Origin of the sequence: Nitrobacter sp., from assembly GCF_051535235.1 — a bacterium.
Lineage (GTDB): Bacteria > Pseudomonadota > Alphaproteobacteria > Rhizobiales > Xanthobacteraceae > Nitrobacter.
On record NZ_JBPPLZ010000013.1, the window covers coordinates 42,207 to 60,320 of the forward strand.

Here is an 18,114-nt window from a genome sequence, read left to right on the forward strand (position 1 = left end):
GGCGCGGCGACGGCTCCGTAGCTTAACCTCTCCCTGATCCAGCATGGCACTTTTCTTTTCGACGCCATGCTCTAATAGGAAGACTCGGGATTAAAAAAGGCGGCTGACTGAGCCACCCCTTGTTGATTTCACAAAATTGATTGGCGGGCTCTATTCAGCCGCGATCCTCACCTCGGGCGCCGCCGCCCTGACCTCCGCATCGACGTCGTTTTCGAATCTGGCGAAATTCTTTCGGAACATGCCAACCAGGGCGCGAGCGGTCTTGTCGAATTCGGACTTGTCGGCCCAGGTCTTGATCGGGTTGAGGATATGAGGCTCGACGCCCGGCACCGATGTCGGCACCGCGAACCCGAAATACCTGTCCGTACGACACTGGACGTCGCGGAGCGAGCCGTCGAGCGCCGCACTGACCAGCGCGCGCGTGACCCTGATCGGCATGCGGCGGCCGGTGCCGTATTTGCCGCCGGTCCAGCCGGTATTGACCAGCCAGCAATCGACGTCGTGCTTCGCAATCAACTCGCGCAGCATGTTGCCGTAAACGCTGGGATCGCGCGGCAAAAAAGGTGAGCCGAAGCAGGTGGAGAATTCAGGCTGCGGCTCGTCGCCGAGACCGCGCTCGGTCCCCGCCACCTTCGCGGTGTAACCGGAGAGGAAATGATACATCGCCTGCGCCGGCGTCAGCCTGGCGATCGGTGGCAGCACGCCAAAGGCGTCGGCAGCCAGCATGATCAGATTTTTCGGCTGACCCGCGCAGCCGGTCGACGACGCGTTCGGAATGAATTCCAGCGGATAGGCCGAGCGGGTGTTCTCGGTCTTCGAGCCGTCATCGAAATCAGGCACGCGGGTGAGTTCGTCGTGCACGACGTTTTCAAGCACCGCGCCGAAGCGTTTGGAGGCCGCATGAATTTCGGGCTCGGCCTCCTGCGACAGCTTGATGCATTTGGCGTAGCACCCACCCTCGAAATTGAAAATGCCATCCTTGCTCCAGCCATGCTCGTCGTCGCCGATCAGCGTGCGTTGCGGATCGGCGGAGAGCGTGGTTTTTCCGGTACCCGAGAGACCGAAGAAGATCGCGCTGTCGCCGCCCGCGCCGACATTGGCCGAACAGTGCATCGGCAGCACGCCTTTGTCCGGCAGCAGGTAATTCAGGGTGGTGAAGATGCTCTTCTTCATCTCCCCCGCATAACGAGAGCCGCCGATCAGAATGATTCCGCGAGTGAGATCGAGAGCCACGACATTCTCCGAGCGAACGCCGTGCCGTTTGGGATCGGCGCGAAAGCTCGGCAAGTCGATGACCGTCAGCCCGGGGGTAAACGCCGCAAGCTCCGACGTGCTCGGCCGACGCAACAGCGTGCGGATAAACAGCGAATGCCAGGCCAGTTCGGTGAAAACGCGGGTTTTGATGCGGAAATTCCGGTCGGCGCCGCCGTAAAGATCCTGCGCGAAAAGCGTCATGCCTTCGGCGTGTTCGAGGAAGTCGGCATGCAGCGTCGCGAATTGCTCCGGCGTGATCGACTGGTTTCCATCCCACCAGACGTTTTGCTCGGTGGCTGCGTCACGGACCGTGTATTTGTCCTTCGGACTGCGGCCGGTGAACACGCCGGTGTCCGCGCATAACGCGCCGTCCGCGTTCACCATCGCTTCGCCGTTGCGTAGCGCGTGCTCATAAAGTTGCGGCGCGCCGAAATTCCAGTACACGACCTTGACGTTCTTCAGCCCGCTTTTCCCGGCGCCGAAGGCGTCGTTACGCACGCCGATTTCTTGCACGGAGAATTCCTCCTCGAACTCCGTATCATTGGCGCGGAAAATGAAACCGCACCTCTGCCGCAACGACCTTAATATAACCCATCCCACCTTACTCCGGCGAACGGATATTGATGAACGCCGGACCCGCCAAGCCGATCCCTCGCCGACTCGATTTGTTCCGAGGCGGCTGACAGCGATCAGATCTGGTTTGCGGCGCGGGCTTTTTCCGCCAACTCCTTCAAAACGACGCGAAGCTCGGTCGGCGTGACGATCCGCCGCGGAAAATCCAGCCGCAACGCATCATGACCGTCGGCACCCATGTCCAGGCCATCGGGATCGCAGCCGGTGCAGCGCCAGTCGGCGGCCTTGGCGCCGAGCAATCGCGTCGCATAGAGATTCAGCGCATCGCGATGATCGGCGTTCATGTGATCGACCGCGCGCTGTTCGGCCTCAAGCAATTCGTCTGCGCCCTCAAGGCTGGTCAGAATTTTTTCCGGTTTGAGATCCACGATCCGCCCGAAACCGGCGACCAGATGAACATTGGTCGGCCGAATCCGGAAGAACGAGAAATCCTTGAAGTCCGCGAAAGATTCCGCAGACGGATGAGCGTTCAGATACCGCCGGCGCAGGGTTGTCCTGAGTTCCCCGTCCGCCTCCTCGGCCGTTCCGCCCACCATGATCCGGGAACCCTCCAGCGGATCACCCTCGGCGCGCTCGTCCAGCATCAGCGATACCCGGGGATCGGCGAGCAGGTTCTTGGTATGCAGCGCCAGACGCGAAATGAGAAGAATTGGCGAGCCATCGTAATGGCTTGCGACATTGACGAGCGAGCAATAGGGGTCCCCGCTGCCGGTCATCAGGGTCGCAAGCGCACCTTGCCGGCTTCGGCGCAGCAGCGATCGGGTAAGGTTGGCGGCGGTGAAATTGGCGGTCGGCTGCATGGCTTAAGTCCTCAATTCATTTGGAAAAACCACCCTTTCGGGCTAAGATAAAAGGATCGAACAGGTACGGAACGGTGGCGTCCTTCGCGCGTTTTCCGGGAACTCGGTCACACTTCAGCCCAGCTTGCATTGCTCGTTGACTGCGTTCTTAAAGCCACTCCAAGGGCCAGACGGTCGAATTGTTCGCCTCTCGCCATCCGCTTCGGAAAGCAGGCATATGCCCACAATCGCTTTGGTCGATGACGACCGCAACATTCTCACATCGGTCTCGATCGCGCTCGAAGCCGAAGGCTATCGCATCATGACCTACACCGACGGTGCGTCGGCACTCGACGGCTTCCGCACCAGTCAACCCGATCTCGCGATCCTCGACATCAAGATGCCGCGCATGGACGGAATGGAGACGCTGCGAAGGCTGCGTCAGAAATCCGACTTGCCCGTTATTTTCCTCACCTCCAAAGACGAAGAGATCGATGAATTGTTCGGTCTCAAGATGGGTGCCGACGACTTCATCCGCAAGCCGTTCTCGCAGCGGCTGCTCGTAGAACGCGTCAAGGCGGTGTTGCGCCGCGCTTGCCCGAAAGACCCGGCCGCAGCTCCCAAGGAGACCGACGCCAAGGCGCTGGACCGCGGCCTGCTGCGCATGGACCCGGAACGCCACACCTGCACCTGGAAAAACGAGCCTGTCACTTTGACCGTCACGGAATTCCTGATTCTGCAGGCGCTCGCGACGCGTCCCGGCGTCGTCAAAAGCCGCAACGCGCTGATGGACGCCGCCTATGACGATCAGGTCTATGTCGACGACCGCACCATCGACAGCCACATCAAGCGGCTGCGCAAGAAGTTCAAGGTCGTCGACGACGACTTCGAGATGATCGAAACCCTCTACGGCGTGGGTTACCGTTTCAAGGAAACCTGATAAACTGCCGTTCCGGGACGTGCAGCCCGCGAGCCGATTCATGCTCGGGGCAAGCCTTCCCGATGCGCGGTTCACATTCGAGGCAGGGCCACCGGCATGACCGCGAACATTGGTCGGCACGGGCGCATCCTCAGCGTGAACGCGAAGTGGCGGGAATGACGATAGTGAAATGTGGGACCGATAACCGGGCAGTTTCAGTCATTGCTTGATCGAACGCAGCCTGATCTCAATCCGGATACCGCCGAGGAGACCTCGCAGGTCCTCGTGACGGACGCTCCTGCCGATCATGTCGAGCCGACGCCGCACTGGCAGCGGCCGCGGGAGTGGCTGAGCCGCGCCGGGCAGTTTCTTTTCACGCTCAGTTTTTCGAGCCTGACCCGCCGTATCGTGTCGCTGAATCTCGCGGGCCTGATCGCACTGGCGGCCAGCATTCTGTATCTCTCGCAATTCCGCGCCGGACTGATCGACGCGCGCGCGCAAAGCCTGCTGGTGCAGGGCGAGATCATCGCAAGCGCCATCGCCGCTTCGGCGACGGTGGAAACCAACACCATCACCATCGACCCGGATCGCCTGCTCGATCTCAAGCCCGGCGAGAGCTACGGAGCGCCTGAGGAATTTTCCGGGCTGGATTTTCCGATCAATCCCGAGCGCGTCGCTCCCGTGCTGCGGCGGCTGATCTCGCCGACCAAGACGCGCGCGCGCATCTACGACCGCGACGGCGTGCTGATCCTCGACAGCCGTAGCCTTTTTCGTCGCGGCGACGTCATTCGTTTCGAACTGCCGCCACCGACCGAGGTCAAGCCGGGCTTCCTGGAGCGAACCACGATCGCGATCCGCACCTGGCTCAATCGCGGCGATCTTCCGCTTTACCGCGAACTCGGCCCCGAAAACGGCAACGGGTATCAGGAGGTCGCGCAATCGCTCAAGGGCGAGAAATCGAGCATGGTCCGGATCAACGATCGCGGCGAAATCATCGTCTCGGTCGCGGTGCCGGTGGAGCGGCCGCGCGCCACCATCTTCGGCTCGCTGATGCTCTCCACGCAGGGCGACGACATCGACCAGATGGTGACGGCGGAGCGGCTGGCGATTCTGAAAGTGTTCGGCGTCGCCGTGATGGTCATGATCGTGCTGTCGCTTCTGCTGGCCAGCACCATCGCGGGGCCGGTGCGGCGGCTCGCCGACAGCGCCGAGCGGGTTCGCCGCCGCATCAAGACGCGCATCGAGATCCCCGATTTTACTCGCCGCCGCGATGAAATCGGCCACCTGTCCGGCGCGCTGCGCGACATGACCGACGCGCTCTACAACCGCATCGAGGCGATCGAGACTTTCGCCGCCGACGTCTCGCACGAACTGAAAAACCCTCTCACCTCGCTGCGTTCCGCAGTGGAAACCTTGCCGCTTGCCAAAACCGAAGCCAGCCGCAGCCGTCTGCTCGAGGTGATCGAGCACGACGTGCGCCGGCTTGATCGCCTGATCTCCGACATATCCGACGCAAGCCGTCTCGACGCCGAATTGCAGCGCACGGACGTGGCCCCGGTCAATGTCCGGCGCTTGCTGACCACGCTGACATCGGTTGCAAACGAAACCAGGCTTGGTCACGACGTCGGCGTCGACGTGCGTTTCGAAGGCAATCGGGCCGAGACCTTCTCGGTGCCGGGTCACGACTCGCGGCTCGGCCAGGTCATCTCCAATCTCCTGACCAATGCGCAGTCGTTCTCGAAATCCGGCGGCCGGGTGCGCATCGTGTGCCGACGCCTGAAATCCGAGATCGAGATCGTGGTCGACGACGACGGGCCGGGCATTCGTCCCGATGCGCTGGAGCGGGTGTTCGAACGCTTCTACACCGACCGGCCGCACCAGGGTTTTGGCCAGAACTCCGGCCTCGGCCTGTCGATCTCCAAGCAGATCATCGAGGCGCATCGCGGGCGCATCTGGGCGGAAAACCGCCCTGGCCCGACCGATGCCCAGGGCGACACGCGGATCGCAGGCGCGCGCTTCGTGGTCCGCCTTCCCGCGACATGACCGCGTTGTCCGGTTCGACGATCCATGGCTCCGCAGTTCTGGTGGGAGATCGCGCCGTTCTGATCCGCGGGCCCTCCGGCGCCGGCAAGTCCCGCCTCGCCTTCGATCTCATGCTGGCCGGCCTTAGCGGCCAGATTCCGGCAGCGACACTGGTCGGTGACGACCGCCTTTGCCTGGAGGCGGTCCGCGACCGTCTTCTCGTCAGGCCGCCGCCCGAACTCGAGGGGCTGATCGAAATCCGCGGACTCGGCATTCGCCGCAGCGCTTTTGTCGCGGAGGCTCCGGTCGGCCTCGTGATCGATCTTGCCGCGTTGGATGCCGAGCGCCTGCCCCCGGCAAAGGCGCTGCAAACCACGATATCAGGGGTCGAACTGGCCCGAATTCCGGTGGCGGCTGGTTTTTCGCCACTTCCGATGACCATCGCCGCGCTGACGACCATTCCGGGTTGCAGCGACACTCGCCTTACTGCTGATTGCCGGGGGAAATCTGGTAACCATATAAATCCCACTATAGCCACGAAGTAGACCATCGCGGCTCACGGAGCGACCGGTTTTCAGCGAAAAACCTGCCGCTCCCCCTTGCGTGAGGGCTCCGGATGGTCAAAGTGGCCCGTTCGTGCGGTGCACCAAGAGCACCCGCGAGGAGTTTTCAATGATTGGTCTGGTACTTGTGACCCACGGGCGCCTCGCCGATGAGTTCAAGGCGGCGCTCGAACATGTAATGGGCCCGCAAAAGCAAATCGAAGCCATCACCATCGGCGCCGAAGACGATGCCGATCTGTGCCGGGGCGATATCATCGAAGCCGTCAACCGTGTCGACAGCGGCGACGGTGTCGCCATTCTCACCGACATGTTCGGCGGCACGCCTTCAAACCTCGCGATCTCCTGCATGAGCCGGCCCAAGGTCGAGGTGCTCGCGGGAATCAATCTTCCGATGCTCGTCAAGCTCGCCAAGGTGCGCGAGGAACGCACGCTGCCCGACGCCATCGCGATGGCGCAGGAGGCGGGGCGCAAATACGTGACGATCGCCAGCCGGGTGCTCGCCGGGAAATGACCGGGAAGCCGGACGACGCGGTCTCGTCGAACGATGCGCCGGCGACGGCAAGAGCATCTGCTGCTCCGGGCGCGGTCTCCCGCGAAATTCCGATCGTCAACAAGCGCGGCCTGCATGCGAGGGCGTCTGCGAAATTCGTTCAGATGGTCGAGCGCTTCAACGCCGACGTCAGCGTAACGCGCAACGGCGAAACGGTCGGCGGCAATTCGATCATGGGATTGATGATGCTGTCCGCGGGCATCGGAACAACGATCACGGTGTCCGCAACCGGCCCCGAAGCGAAAGCCGCGGTCGCCGCGATCGCCGAACTCATCGGCAACAAATTCAATGAGGACGAGTGACCGGCATCGCCCGCCCGGGGCCGTAGCGCGGAAACCTCCGGAATGCGCTTCTCGCGGTTGACCCTTGCTTGCCCGCTGTTCGACCGGATGCTATCCCGCGCCCCATGACGACCTCTCCCATAGCCAATATCCGCAACTTCTCCATTGTCGCCCATATCGACCATGGAAAGTCGACGCTGGCCGACCGCCTGATCCAGATGACCGGCGGCCTGAGCGATCGCGAGATGGCGGGCAAGGAGCAGGTGCTCGATTCCATGGACATCGAGCGCGAGCGCGGCATCACCATCAAGGCGCAGACCGTGCGCCTGAAATACCGCGCCAGGGACGGCAAGGACTACGTCTTCAACCTGATGGATACGCCCGGCCACGTCGACTTCGCCTACGAGGTCTCGCGCTCGCTGGCCGCCTGCGAAGGCTCACTGCTCGTGGTGGACGCGAGCCAGGGCGTCGAGGCGCAGACGCTCGCCAACGTCTATCAGGCGCTCGACAACAATCACGAGATCGTGCCCGTCCTCAACAAGGTCGATCTTCCGGCCGCCGAGCCCGACAAGGTGAAGCAGCAGATCGAGGACGTGATCGGCATCGACGCATCCGATGCGGTGATGATCTCGGCCAAGACCGGCCTCGGCGTGCCCGATGTGCTGGAGGCCATCGTCACCCGCCTGCCGCCGCCGAAGGGCGACCGCGACGCCACGCTGAAGGCGCTGCTGGTCGATAGCTGGTACGACGTCTATCTCGGCGTCGTCGTCCTCGTCCGCATCGTCGACGGCGTCATGAAGAAGGGCAGCCGCATTCGCATGATGGGCACCAACGCGGCCTATGATGTCGAGCGGGTCGGTTTCTTCACCCCGAAGATGCAGCAGGTGGACGAACTCGGCCCCGGCGAGATCGGCTTCATCACCGCGGCGATCAAGGAAGTCGCCGACACCCGTGTCGGCGACACCATCACCGACGATCGCAAGCCGGTAACGGACATGCTGCCCGGCTTCAAGCCGGCGATCCCCGTGGTGTTCTGCGGCCTGTTTCCGGTGGACGCCGACGATTTCGAGACGCTGCGCGCGGCGATGGGCAAGTTGCGCCTCAACGACGCCAGCTTTTCCTTTGAAATGGAGACCTCCGCCGCGCTCGGCTTCGGCTTCCGCTGCGGCTTCCTCGGCCTGTTGCATCTGGAGATCATCCAGGAACGCTTGAGCCGCGAGTTCGATCTCAACCTGATCGCGACCGCGCCGAGCGTCATCTACAAGATGAAGCTGACCGACGGCAGCGAGATCGAGATTCACAACCCGATCGACATGCCCGACGTGGTGAAGATCGCCGAGATCGAGGAGCCATGGATCGAGGCCACCATCCTCACCCCCGACGACTATCTCGGCAGCGTGCTGAAGCTGTGTCAGGAGCGGCGCGGCGCGCAGAAGGAACTGACGTACGTCGGCTCCCGCGCAATGGTGAAGTACGATCTGCCGCTCAACGAAGTGGTGTTCGATTTCTACGACCGGCTCAAGTCCGTCTCCAAGGGCTACGCCTCGTTCGACTATCACCTCACCGACTACAAGCCGGCCGATCTCGTGAAAATGCAGATCCTCGTCAACAACGAGCCGGTCGATGCGCTGTCGATGCTGGTACACCGGACCCGCGCCGAGGGCCGCGGCCGCGCCATGGTCGAGAAGATGAAGGAATTGATCCCGCCGCACATGTTCCAGATTCCGATCCAGGCGGCGATCGGCGGCAAGGTGATCGCGCGCGAAACGGTGCGCGCGCTGCGCAAGGACGTCACCGCGAAATGCTACGGCGGCGACGTCAGCCGCAAACGCAAACTTCTGGAGAAGCAGAAGGAAGGCAAGAAGAAGATGCGGCAGTTCGGCAAGGTCGACATTCCGCAGGAAGCCTTCATCGCCGCGCTGAAGGTCGATGGCTGATGCTCCGCGTCAGCGCATGAGTTCACCGCCGCCGCGCGCCGACTAGAGCATGATCCCGAAAAGTGGATACCGGTTTTCGGAAGAGATCATGCTCAAACAAAAGCGACGAGTCTGATTCAACGAAACAGACCCTAAAGGAACCGCCGCAACCGCGGAGCGTTTCAATTCCACTGAAACGCAACCCGGAGAGGCGTCATGCCGCGCGGCGACAAATCGAGCTACACCAACAAGCAGAAGCGCAAGGCCGAGCACATCGAGGAAGGCTACGAGAAGCGCGGCGTAAAGAAGAAGGAGGCCGAACGCCGGGCATGGGCCACGGTGAATCGTGAAAGCGGCGGCGGCAAGAAGAGCGGATCGGGGCGCGGCCGCAAGACCACGAAGGTCTCCTCCAAGCGCGGCGGCCGGATCGGCGGACCGCGCGGCGGCAAGGCTGCGGCTTCACGTTCGGCAGCCGATCGGTCGCGCTCGGCGAAGAAGGCGGCTGCAACTCGCAAACGCAATGCCGCGAAACGCTCGCCGGCAAAAGCAAGGCGCTCTCCGGCGAAGAAAACCGCGCGCAAGCGATAGGAAATCAGAATCAAGGGAAGCGCCTTTCCCCTCAATGCACCCGGCCGCTCCGGCAGGCGGCGCGGCGGAACGACCGTTCGACCATTTGTGGCCGCGGCTTCGCGAAAACGCTATAGAATCGCCGGTCATGACCATTCGCGCGATTCTCTGCCTGCTTCTGGCGTCCGCCATCGCCGTCCTGAGCGACGGCTTGCCGGTGCCCAGCGCCTTCGCGCAGGACAAGGGGACGCTGAACCCCAGACCGCTGCCGCCGTTGGCCAATCCGCACGATCCCAATCTTGCGGCCAAGCAACTGTTCGGCCGCAAATTGCTCCCCACCGCCGGGCCGCCGCACGTCATCGGTTTTTATGCGAAGGGCTGCATCGCCGGCGCCGAAGCGCTGCCGGTCACCGGACCGACATGGCAGGTGATGCGACTGTCGCGCAACCGCAACTGGGCCCATCCCGCCATGGTCGCATTGCTGGAGCGGCTGTCAGCCAAGGTGCACAGGGATGCCGGCTGGCCCGGACTTCTGATCGGCGACATGGCGCAGCCGCGCGGCGGACCGATGATCACCGGTCATGCCAGTCACCAGATCGGGTTAGATGCCGACGTCTGGCTGACGCCGATGCCGAACCGGCTGCTGTCGCGCAACGAGCGCGAGGAGATGTCGGCTGTCATGATGGTGCGTCGTGACCGTCTCGACATCGATCCCCATACCTGGACTCCGAGTCACCTCCGCGTCATTCGCGCCGCGGCCAGGGAGCCGTCGGTCGAGCGCATTTTCGTCAATGCCGCGATCAAGAAGGCGCTGTGCCGCGAGGCCAGGGGCGACCGCAGCTGGCTTTCGAAGGTCCGACCCATGTACGGCCACGACTACCACTTCCATATCCGAATCAAATGTCCGCCCGGCAATCCTCAATGTGAACCACAGACCCCGCCTGAGCCGACTGAAGGGTGCAGCGCCGGCGATCTGGCTTACTGGTTCAGCGACGCCGTGCTGCATCCCAAGCCGCCATTAGTGCCGCCGAAGCCGAAGCCGCCGATCACGCTGGCCCAACTGCCGCCAGATTGCACCGAGGTGCTGGCCGCGCCCGATGCCCGGCAATAGCAACCATGGTCGGCGCGCGGACGGTTTCGGCTGACATGGAAACCTGATCGAGCCATCTGGAGCATCTCGCTTCTCGTTGAATCGGAAGCGGCTCCAGACTGTTGTTCTGACTCGTTGTCTTGACGCGAACCGCCACCCGTCTTCGATTCAAGCCCGAGGACATGCCTGTTCGAAAATGCTACGGTGCCAAACGTCGCCGCGCCGTAAGCGCTGGCGAGACTGCAGATCAGAGCGCCTGATCCTCCTTTTCCCAACCAGCAAGCCCGCTTTCCCAACAGCAAGCCTGCGCGCGACTTTGTGACGCAGGGATCGGATCTGCGAAGGATTCAAGATGATCATCAGCGAACGCAACCCGCCAATCCCGACATCATCGACCACCACCAAAGCTGCCGACGAAACCCGTCTCAACGCCGAAAATCCGGTCGTTGTCGCGTTGCAAGTCTCCGACGTCATGGTTGCGGTGAACTGACATGAAACCGACGCTGTCGATTGCGCTGCTTCTGGTCGCGGTGACGCCGGCCCTCGCAGCCGACCCAGAAGGGTGCGACAAGTTCAAATGGCCGATGGAGAAGGAAATCGCGCTCCTCACCGCGCCTTCCCTGCCGAAGCTGGCAGCCGGCGCGGAAACGCCTGCTGCGCCGGTCGCCATTACGATGACGCTAAGTCCTATCGCCGAGGCGGTTCTGCCCAAACCGCCGGAGCGCCAGCAGAAGCCGGGCAGCTATGCCGGGTTCGTTCGTGCCAACGTGGCGTCCGCAGGACTGTACGTTGTGACGATATCGGAATACGGCTGGATCGACGCTCTTCAAAACGACTCCTATCTCAAGTCGAACTCGTTCGGCGGGGTCACCGGCTGCGCCGGGGTCAGGAAAAGCGTCCGGTATGACCTTCCCGCCGGTCCGGTGATCCTACAGGTCAGCGGCGCCGCCAAGGATACCATCAACCTCGCCATTACGCCGGCTTCCCATTAAAACCAACAGCCGCAGCCCTTTACGTATGGACTGCGGCTGTTATTGTCGGGCCAGCGATCTTTCCGGCTGGCCGTAAGCCGTCGGATTCCTGGAACGGCGCTTCCATTCGATCGTCTTGTCAATCCCTTGCACAACCTGCGCGGTCATTCGCGCCGGATCGATTTGGAGCGTCCCCATGAAGTTATTCGCCCGTTCATTGTTCTCGGCATTGCTGGTCGGTGCCTTCCTTGCCGCGCCGGCCTCCGCCAAGGATGCCAAGCCCTCGGCCATGGCGCCCGCCGCGGCGCAGGACAAGACACTGACGGTGTTCGCAGCGGCGTCGATGAAGAATGCGCTTGACGATGTCGACAATGCGTACACCGCCAAGACCGGAGTCAAGATCGTCGCGAGCTACGCGGCAAGCTCGGCGCTTGCCAAACAGATCGAACAGGGCGCGCCGGCCGACGTTTTCGTGTCCGCCGATACGGCCTGGATGGATTACGTGAAAGACAAGAAAGCCATCAACAAACCGAGCCGCGTCAACCTGCTTGGCAACAGCATCGTGCTGATCGCCCCGAAGGATTCGAAGATCGACAAGGTCACCATCGACCAGGGCTTTGATCTGGCCAAGCTCGCCGGCGACGGCAAGGTCGCGACCGGCGACGTCAAGGCCGTGCCGGTCGGCAAATATGCCAAAGCGGCGCTGGAAAAGCTCGGCGCATGGACCGCGGTCGAACCGAAAATGGCGATGGCGGAGAACGTTCGAGCGGCGCTCGCGCTGGTCGCGCGAAACGAAGCCGCACTCGGTATCGTCTATTCCACCGACGCCAAGGTCGAGCCGGGCGTGAAAATCGTCGGCACGTTCCCGGCGAACTCGCATCCGCCGATCGTCTATCCGGTGGCGGCGACCTCGACCGCTCATAAGGGCACGGATGATTACCTGGCCTTCCTGCGCAGTTCGGAAGCCAAGGCTATCTTCGAGAAGTACGGCTTCTCGTTCCTGGTCAGCCCCACGACCTGAACGGCTGCGATCATCGCGAGCCGCGGTCCGACCTCATGACCTGACGACATAGTTGGCGAAGCAATCGGCAACCTCACGGCAAGCCGCATTGCTTCGTCGCTCAGGTGGGTCGCGTGTTACTGAGCGATAGCGTTTCCGGGCGGACAGTTCTCGGACTCGCATTCGAGAACTGATGTCAGAACAGAATCCTGGAGTTCCGCTTTCCGATTTCGTCAGAAGCGAGGCTCCAGGAGCAAGATTTGGCTTCGCCAGTTTCGTCTCAATCCCGTAACGATAAAGATATTGCCGAGCGCATGTTCGAGATCTCGCCCCCCGAATGGACGGCGGTCCTGCTCTCACTCAGGGTGGGCCTGGTCGCGACACTGCTGGCGACGCCGATCGCCATCGCGCTCGCGTGGGCGCTGGCGCGTTACGAGTTCTGGGGCAAATCGATCATCGATGCCGCCGTTCATCTGCCGCTGGTGCTCCCCCCCGTCGTAACCGGTTATCTGCTGCTTCTGACCTTCGGCAAACGCGGACTGATCGGCGGCTGGCTCGCCGACCATCTCGGCATCGTTTTCGCATTTCGCTGGACCGGGGCGGCGCTCGCCTGCGGCGTGATGTCATTTCCGCTGCTGGTGCGGCCGATCCGGCTGTCGATCGAAGCCGTCGACCGGCGGCTGGAGCAGGCCGCGAGCACGCTTGGAGCATCGCCGTGGCGGGTCTTCGCCACCGTGACGCTGCCGCTGGCGTTGCCGGGCATTCTGGCCGGCATGGTTCTCGGCTTTGCCAAAGCGATCGGCGAATTCGGTGCGACCATTACATTCGTATCCAATATTCCGGGCGAGACCCAGACGATTTCCTCGGCGATCTATTCGCTGATCCAGACGCCCGACGGCGACACGGCGGCACTGCGGCTGGTGATCGTGTCGATCGTGATGTCGATGGCGGCGCTGGTCGCCTCCGAGGTGTTCGCGCGACGCGCGACCCGGCGTCTGCACGGAAACTGACCATGCTGCATGTCGAGGTATCGAAACAGCTTGGCGATTTCTCGGTCGAGGTCGCGTTTACGAGCGAAGGGCGCGTCACCGGGCTGTTCGGGGCTTCGGGCGCCGGCAAGACATCGCTCGTCAGCATGATCGCAGGGTTGCAGAAGCCCGACCGTGGCGTGATCTCCGTCGACGGCGAAGCGCTCGACGACACGACGAAACCTCTCCATATCGCCGTGCATCGGCGCCGCATCGGCTATGTCTTCCAGGATGCGCGGCTGTTTCCGCATCTCGATGTGCGTCGGAACCTGGATTACGGCCGGCGGATGAACCGTCTGACCCGCGATGCCGCGCAGGAAACCCGACTCAACGACATGCTCAATATCGGTCATCTGCTGGATCGTCGCCCCGGCCAGCTTTCAGGCGGCGAGCGGCAGCGGGTTGCGCTCGGCCGTGCGCTGCTCTCACGCCCCCGGCTCCTGTTGCTGGACGAACCTTTGGGATCGCTCGACGAGGACCGAAAGGCGGAAATCCTGCCCTATCTGATGCGGCTGCGCGACGAAGCCGGCGTGCCGATGGTCTACGTCAGCCACGATCCGGATGAGCTTCGCCAGCTCGCCTCGCAAATCGTGATGCTGAAACGCGGGCGGGTCGCCGCATTCGGCGGCACCGAAATCCTGCCCACCTGATTAAAGCGTTTCAAGCGAAGCATGTCCTCGGGCTTGACCCGGGGATGGAGACGGGTTTCGCGTGAGGGTCAAAACCTTGCAATCGACGACCAGGCTTTCGACGCCTTTTGCCGGAGCGCCTCCTTCCGCGTCAGCGACGGCGGCTTCTCTTCGTCTTCGGGCAACCGGAGTCCGACAACGTTGACGCGGCCCTCGCTGATGTTGCGCGCGACAAGAACGATGGCATCGAGCGGCAGGGTCGCGCCAACCTTCGGAGCACGGTCAAGATTGACGTCGAAATAATCGGCCAGCGTCAGCTGCGCGGCCGGCGGATCGACGGAAATGCCGTAGATCTGCGCGATATCTCCGACGGTGATTTCGCCCGAGACCAGGAAGTCGCCGAGCAGATGCGGGTCCGGCGACGCCATCGGCTGCATCTCGACAAAAAAGCGATCGAGCGCCTCGGCCTTTTCCGGCGGCGCGAGCAGATAAAGGTAGTCTCCCGCCGCGATCGGCTCCGCTTCGGCCGGCGTCAGAATTTTCTCGTTGCGAATCACGAGCGTCGGCTTCGACCAGGACGGAATCAGCCCGCGCCGCAGGAACAGGCTCTTCTGCCGCACCGGATAGCCGACCAACTGCTGCTCAAGCTGCCCCGGCAGATCGAGTTCGACGCGGCGCGGGCCACGTTCGGCGCGCGGCAGCGCCACATGCAGCCGTCGCGCGGCCGCGGCCAGCGTCCAGCCCTGCAGCAACAGCGAGATGATCACCACCACGAAAGCGACGTCGAAATACAGATAGGCCTTCGACAGGCCGACCAGCATCGGGATCGAGGCGAGGAAGATCGCGACCGCGCCCCGCAGCCCGGTCCAGGCGATGAACAGCTTTTCCCGCCAGTTGAAGCGGAACGGCGCGAGGCAGAGGAACACCGCCAGCGGCCGCGCCACCAGCATCAACACCAGCGCAACCAGCACCGCCGGCACGACGCTATCCAAAAGGCGCTGCGGCGAGACCAGCAAACCCAGCAGCACGAACATCACGATCTGCGCCAGCCAGGTGGCGGCATCGAGAAACGTCACGACGGAGTTGTGGGCGCGGGTCGGACGGTTGCCGATGATGATTCCGGCGAGATAGACCGCAAGAAACCCGGACGCGTGGAATATCTGCGCCACCCCGAAGATCACGAGCGCCGCGGTCGTGACGAACGGCGCGTGCAGACCCTGGGGAAGCGCCACGCGGTTCAGCGCGGCAACCACAATCCGCCCGCCGATCAAACCGACGATCGCACCGAGCATGGACTCTCGCAGGAACTCGAGCACCACATGCCAGACCGAGCTGTCGCCCACCGAGATCAGTTCCACCAGCATCAGCGTGAGGAACACCGCAAAGGGATCGTTGGTGCCGGACTCCGCTTCCAGCGTGGCGCCGACACGCGGACGCAGCCGCAGCCCTTGCGCATGCACCAGCAGGAACACCGCGGCCGCGTCGGTGGAGGCGACAACCGCGCCGATCAGCAGCGCCTCGGTCCAGTTGAGATCGAGCGCATATTTCGCGACCGGCGCGGTGACGAGCGCGGTCAGCAGCACGCCGAACGTGGCGAGCACCATCGAGGGCGCCAGCACCGTGCGGATGCTCTGGAATCGCGTCTTCAGACCGCCGTCGAACAGAATCAGGGCCAGTGCGGCCGACCCGACAAGATAGGTGTTCTGGACGTCGCTGAACGACAGGCCGCCGGGCCCGGAATCCCCCGCCAACATGCCGATGAACAGAAAGACCAGCAGCAAGGGAGCGCCGAACCGCAGCGCCAACAGGCTCGACAGAATTCCGGCCATGACCAGAATCGCGCCGAGCAAGATCGCCAGACTGACCGAATCCAGAGATGCCATCAAAAGTCCGAAGCGGTAAACACTTGCATTTTCATCCTTATCGTCGCCGTCGCGTCGCGCCAACCGATTTCTGCCGGTCCGCGTCATGCCTTCAAGACCGCGAACGCAATACGTAAAAACTGTTTTATCACCGTATTGACGGCAACTCATCGAAGCCGGCCGGCCCGGCGGCGGAGCCTGGCGGCGTCAACACGACGCACCCGGATAACGCCATCGGCGGCGGGCTTCGATCGGCATGCCCCCGGGGCCACGCGGGAAATTCTCCCGGAGCGTCACCGGTGGTCGAGCTTGCGCTGTCAGCGCCATCCATTAAATTAGAAGCCAGCCATTCCTCCTCCAGACTTCAGATCGTGATGAGCTACGTCGAAGCCACTGAAACCTCCCTTCGCAAGACCGGGCAGATCAAGCTGCACGGCCCGAGCGGTTTCGCCGGAATGCGCAAGGCCGGCGCCCTCACGGCGCGCTGCCTCGACGAACTCGCCGATCTGGTGAAACCGGGCGTGCCGACATCGAAAATCGACGAGTTCGTGCGCGAATTCGCTTTCAGCCATGGCGCCTATCCGGCAACGCTGATGTATCGCGGCTATCGCTACTCGACCTGCACGTCGATCAATCACGTGGTCTGTCACGGGATGCCCGGCGACCGCGCCCTGAAAGAGGGCGATATCGTCAATGTCGACGTGACCCTTATCGTCGACGGCTGGTACGGCGATTCGAGCCGGATGTACGCGGTCGGCCCGATCGCGCGAAAGGCCGAACGGCTGATCGAGGTGACGTATGAAGCGATGATGCGCGGCATCGCCGCGGTCAAGCCTGGCGCGACGACCGGCGACATCGGCCACGCCATCCAGAGCTTCGTCGAGCCGCAGGGCATGAGCGTGGTGCGCGATTTCTGCGGTCACGGGCTCGGCCGCATATTCCACGACGAACCGAACATCATCCATGTCGGCCGGCCCGGCGAAGGCGTGCCGCTCAGGCCCGGGATGTTCTTCACCATCGAGCCGATGATCAATCTGGGCAGGCCACACGTGAAGATCCTGTCCGACGGCTGGACCGCCGTGACCCGTGACCGCTCGCTGTCGGCGCAATTCGAGCACTCGGTCGGCGTGACCCAGACCGGAGTCGAGATCTTCACGCTGCCGCAGCGCAACGCCGACAACCCGCCCTCCGGAGGCTGAATCTCCAACCCGGTCAAAGATCGCGTTGGACCGCTCGTCCTTTCGTGACTCGCATCCCTGAATGGGGGTTGCAAATACCGTCGACCACGGCAAGGTTGCGGTAACCAGTGGAGTGAATTTGACATTCGCGCCTACCTGGCGGCGCACACCCCGGAGGCGAATGTCAAATTCAAAACTCCACTCGCACCTTATATTTGCTAGTGGTCCTTCGATTCTAACATTCGCAAAAAGGCTCGCTGAAACGGGATGCGAATGTTAGAACCGGACCACTAGGACTGGTTCGCTGCATCCAAATGCCCGCAGACGCCAAGAGCCCCCCAGGATTTGCCGAAGCGCCGCACTACCACGGCCATCGCGAGCGGCTGCGGGAGCGGTTCCGCGATGCGGGACCGGATGCGCTCAGCGACTACGAACTGCTCGAAATGGTGCTGTTCCGCGCGCTGCCGCGCCGCGACGTCAAGCCGCTGGCCAAATCCCTGATCGGCAGGTTCGGGTCGTTCGCCGAAGTGGTTCATGCACCCGATGCCAGGCTTCGCGAAATCAGCGGGCTCGGGGAAGCGGCGATCATCGAGATCAAGCTTATCGCGGCGAGCGCCAGCCGTGTAGCCAAGGGACAATTGAAGCAGCGGACGATGCTGTCGTCATGGGCCGCGGTGATCGACTATTGCCGGACCTCGATGGCGTTCGCCGACAAGGAGCAGTTCCGCATTCTGTTCCTCGACAAGCGCAACCAGCTCATCGCGGACGAATTGCAGCAGGTCGGCACCGTCGATCACACGCCGGTCTATCCGCGCGAGGTGGTCAAACGCGCACTCGAACTGTCGGCGACCGCGATCATCATGGTGCACAAC

At 62.8% G+C, this 18,114-nt stretch carries 18 protein-coding genes; 15 read left to right on the forward strand and 3 right to left on the reverse strand.

What is annotated here, in order from left to right:
* Nucleotides 1–150 precede the first annotated feature (150 nt).
* Both ACS3WA_RS14250 and ACS3WA_RS14255 read right to left on the reverse strand, forming a co-directional pair.
* A complete protein-coding gene (locus tag ACS3WA_RS14250; RefSeq protein ID WP_438279172.1) occupies nucleotides 151–1,767 on the reverse strand; it encodes a phosphoenolpyruvate carboxykinase in 1,617 nt (538 codons plus the stop codon).
* Nucleotides 1,768–1,943: 176 nt separating this feature from the next.
* Nucleotides 1,944–2,687: a HugZ family protein gene (locus tag ACS3WA_RS14255; protein ID WP_438279173.1), complete on the reverse strand. Its 744-nt coding sequence runs from the start codon at nucleotides 2,685–2,687 to the stop codon at nucleotides 1,944–1,946.
* A gap of 217 nt (nucleotides 2,688–2,904) precedes the next feature.
* On the opposite strand from ACS3WA_RS14255, the gene ACS3WA_RS14260 reads away from it, so the two are divergent.
* The 13 genes from ACS3WA_RS14260 to modC all read left to right on the forward strand — a co-directional run bounded on the left by ACS3WA_RS14260 (nucleotide 2,905) and on the right by modC (nucleotide 14,223).
* Nucleotides 2,905–3,606 carry a response regulator transcription factor gene (locus tag ACS3WA_RS14260; protein ID WP_292611076.1) on the forward strand — a complete coding sequence of 234 codons (702 nt, stop codon included), beginning with the start codon at nucleotides 2,905–2,907 and terminating at the stop codon, nucleotides 3,604–3,606.
* A gap of 201 nt (nucleotides 3,607–3,807) precedes the next feature.
* The gene (locus ACS3WA_RS14265) at nucleotides 3,808–5,628 is read left to right on the forward strand and encodes a stimulus-sensing domain-containing protein (protein ID WP_438279174.1); all 1,821 of its coding nucleotides are present in this window, start codon (nucleotides 3,808–3,810) and stop codon (nucleotides 5,626–5,628) included.
* Nucleotides 5,625–6,152 carry an HPr kinase/phosphorylase gene (locus ACS3WA_RS14270; RefSeq protein ID WP_438279175.1) on the forward strand — a complete coding sequence of 176 codons (528 nt, stop codon included), beginning with the start codon at nucleotides 5,625–5,627 and terminating at the stop codon, nucleotides 6,150–6,152. The genes ACS3WA_RS14265 and ACS3WA_RS14270 overlap by 4 nt, the downstream gene beginning before the upstream one ends.
* Before the next feature lie 127 nt (nucleotides 6,153–6,279).
* The gene (locus tag ACS3WA_RS14275; protein WP_292611080.1) at nucleotides 6,280–6,681 is read left to right on the forward strand and encodes a PTS sugar transporter subunit IIA; all 402 of its coding nucleotides are present in this window, start codon (nucleotides 6,280–6,282) and stop codon (nucleotides 6,679–6,681) included.
* Entirely contained in the window at nucleotides 6,678–7,022 is a 345-nt protein-coding gene (locus ACS3WA_RS14280) for an HPr family phosphocarrier protein (protein ID WP_438279176.1), read from the forward strand. Before ACS3WA_RS14275 ends, ACS3WA_RS14280 begins: the two co-directional genes overlap by 4 nt.
* 104 nt (nucleotides 7,023–7,126) lie before the next feature.
* Nucleotides 7,127–8,938, forward strand: a complete 1,812-nt coding sequence (lepA, locus tag ACS3WA_RS14285; protein WP_438279177.1) for a translation elongation factor 4 — start codon at nucleotides 7,127–7,129, stop codon at nucleotides 8,936–8,938.
* A 195-nt stretch (nucleotides 8,939–9,133) separates the two neighbouring features.
* Nucleotides 9,134–9,505 carry a plasmid stabilization protein gene (locus tag ACS3WA_RS14290; protein WP_438279178.1) on the forward strand — a complete coding sequence of 124 codons (372 nt, stop codon included), beginning with the start codon at nucleotides 9,134–9,136 and terminating at the stop codon, nucleotides 9,503–9,505.
* A 127-nt stretch (nucleotides 9,506–9,632) separates the two neighbouring features.
* Entirely contained in the window at nucleotides 9,633–10,595 is a 963-nt protein-coding gene (gene mepA, locus ACS3WA_RS14295) for a penicillin-insensitive murein endopeptidase (protein ID WP_438279179.1), read from the forward strand.
* A 331-nt stretch (nucleotides 10,596–10,926) separates the two neighbouring features.
* Nucleotides 10,927–11,064, forward strand: a complete 138-nt coding sequence (locus ACS3WA_RS14300; RefSeq protein ID WP_438279180.1) for a hypothetical protein — start codon at nucleotides 10,927–10,929, stop codon at nucleotides 11,062–11,064.
* Between the two features lies 1 nt (nucleotide 11,065).
* Nucleotides 11,066–11,566, forward strand: coding sequence for a hypothetical protein (locus tag ACS3WA_RS14305; RefSeq protein ID WP_438279181.1), 501 nt, complete (start codon nucleotides 11,066–11,068; stop codon nucleotides 11,564–11,566).
* A 175-nt stretch (nucleotides 11,567–11,741) separates the two neighbouring features.
* The gene (gene modA / locus ACS3WA_RS14310) at nucleotides 11,742–12,566 is read left to right on the forward strand and encodes a molybdate ABC transporter substrate-binding protein (protein WP_438279182.1); all 825 of its coding nucleotides are present in this window, start codon (nucleotides 11,742–11,744) and stop codon (nucleotides 12,564–12,566) included.
* A 293-nt stretch (nucleotides 12,567–12,859) separates the two neighbouring features.
* The gene (gene modB / locus ACS3WA_RS14315) at nucleotides 12,860–13,555 is read left to right on the forward strand and encodes a molybdate ABC transporter permease subunit (protein ID WP_438279189.1); all 696 of its coding nucleotides are present in this window, start codon (nucleotides 12,860–12,862) and stop codon (nucleotides 13,553–13,555) included.
* Nucleotides 13,556–13,557: 2 nt separating this feature from the next.
* On the forward strand, nucleotides 13,558–14,223 hold the full coding sequence (gene modC, locus ACS3WA_RS14320; RefSeq protein ID WP_438279183.1) for a molybdenum ABC transporter ATP-binding protein: 666 nt from the start codon (nucleotides 13,558–13,560) through the stop codon (nucleotides 14,221–14,223).
* 68 nt (nucleotides 14,224–14,291) lie between these two features.
* Here the strand turns inward: modC and ACS3WA_RS14325 are convergent, their stop codons facing one another.
* On the reverse strand, nucleotides 14,292–16,085 hold the full coding sequence (locus tag ACS3WA_RS14325) for a potassium/proton antiporter (protein ID WP_438279184.1): 1,794 nt from the start codon (nucleotides 16,083–16,085) through the stop codon (nucleotides 14,292–14,294).
* A 353-nt stretch (nucleotides 16,086–16,438) separates the two neighbouring features.
* On the opposite strand from ACS3WA_RS14325, the gene map reads away from it, so the two are divergent.
* Nucleotides 16,439–17,263, forward strand: a complete 825-nt coding sequence (gene map / locus ACS3WA_RS14330; protein WP_438279185.1) for a type I methionyl aminopeptidase — start codon at nucleotides 16,439–16,441, stop codon at nucleotides 17,261–17,263.
* A 293-nt stretch (nucleotides 17,264–17,556) separates the two neighbouring features.
* Nucleotides 17,557–18,114: JAB domain-containing protein (locus ACS3WA_RS14335; RefSeq protein WP_438279186.1), on the forward strand; the 558-nt coding region annotated here is incomplete at its 3' end.